The sequence below is a fragment of the Curtobacterium sp. PhB190 genome, assembly GCF_004365385.1.
Classification (GTDB): domain Bacteria; phylum Actinomycetota; class Actinomycetes; order Actinomycetales; family Microbacteriaceae; genus Curtobacterium.
On sequence record NZ_SODN01000023.1, the window covers coordinates 1 to 1,451 of the forward strand.

The 1,451-nt window shown below is 57.3% G+C and carries 1 rRNA gene; it reads left to right on the forward strand.

From position 1 onward, the window contains the following. Positions 1–1,068: ribosomal RNA gene (locus EDF47_RS19620) — 16S ribosomal RNA — on the forward strand; the annotation flags it as partial. Positions 1,069–1,451 lie beyond the last annotated feature (383 nt).

Sequence of the window (1,451 nt, forward strand, 5' to 3'; positions counted from 1 at the left end):
AGTGACGGTACCTGCAGAAAAAGCACCGGCTAACTACGTGCCAGCAGCCGCGGTAATACGTAGGGTGCAAGCGTTGTCCGGAATTATTGGGCGTAAAGAGCTCGTAGGCGGTTTGTCGCGTCTGCTGTGAAATCCCGAGGCTCAACCTCGGGCTTGCAGTGGGTACGGGCAGACTAGAGTGCGGTAGGGGAGATTGGAATTCCTGGTGTAGCGGTGGAATGCGCAGATATCAGGAGGAACACCGATGGCGAAGGCAGATCTCTGGGCCGTAACTGACGCTGAGGAGCGAAAGCATGGGGAGCGAACAGGATTAGATACCCTGGTAGTCCATGCCGTAAACGTTGGGCGCTAGATGTAGGGACCTTTCCACGGTTTCTGTGTCGTAGCTAACGCATTAAGCGCCCCGCCTGGGGAGTACGGCCGCAAGGCTAAAACTCAAAGGAATTGACGGGGGCCCGCACAAGCGGCGGAGCATGCGGATTAATTCGATGCAACGCGAAGAACCTTACCAAGGCTTGACATACACCGGAAACGGCCAGAGATGGTCGCCCCCTTGTGGTCGGTGTACAGGTGGTGCATGGTTGTCGTCAGCTCGTGTCGTGAGATGTTGGGTTAAGTCCCGCAACGAGCGCAACCCTCGTTCTATGTTGCCAGCGGGTTATGCCGGGGACTCATAGGAGACTGCCGGGGTCAACTCGGAGGAAGGTGGGGATGACGTCAAATCATCATGCCCCTTATGTCTTGGGCTTCACGCATGCTACAATGGCCGGTACAAAGGGCTGCGATACCGTAAGGTGGAGCGAATCCCAAAAAGCCGGTCTCAGTTCGGATTGAGGTCTGCAACTCGACCTCATGAAGTCGGAGTCGCTAGTAATCGCAGATCAGCAACGCTGCGGTGAATACGTTCCCGGGCCTTGTACACACCGCCCGTCAAGTCATGAAAGTCGGTAACACCCGAAGCCGGTGGCCTAACCCTTGTGGAAGGAGCCGTCGAAGGTGGGATCGGTGATTAGGACTAAGTCGTAACAAGGTAGCCGTACCGGAAGGTGCGGCTGGATCACCTCCTTTCTAAGGAGCATCTGGCCTCGTGTGCCCTTCGGGGTGGGCGTGGTCCAGGCGCCGAGTAACCCGAACGTGGTTGCCGGTAGCTCATGGGTGGAACATTGACAGTGCAGTTGGGAGTGATGCTTCCGACCTCAGTACGCTCTGCTTGCAGGGTTGGGACGGGTTGGGGTGGAGTTGCCGACTGGTGCACGTTGTTGGGTCCTGAGGGACCAGGCTTCCTGCTGACATGAGAGTGTCTTGCAGGGGTTGGGCCTACGGGTCCTTCGTTGGGCCGCATGAAGCACTGTCGCTGGACGGTGGGGAGTGTGGTGCCGATCGTATGTTGAGAACTACACAGTGGACGCGAGCATCTTTGATTCGCGTCATCCAATCGACCGGGCACTTTT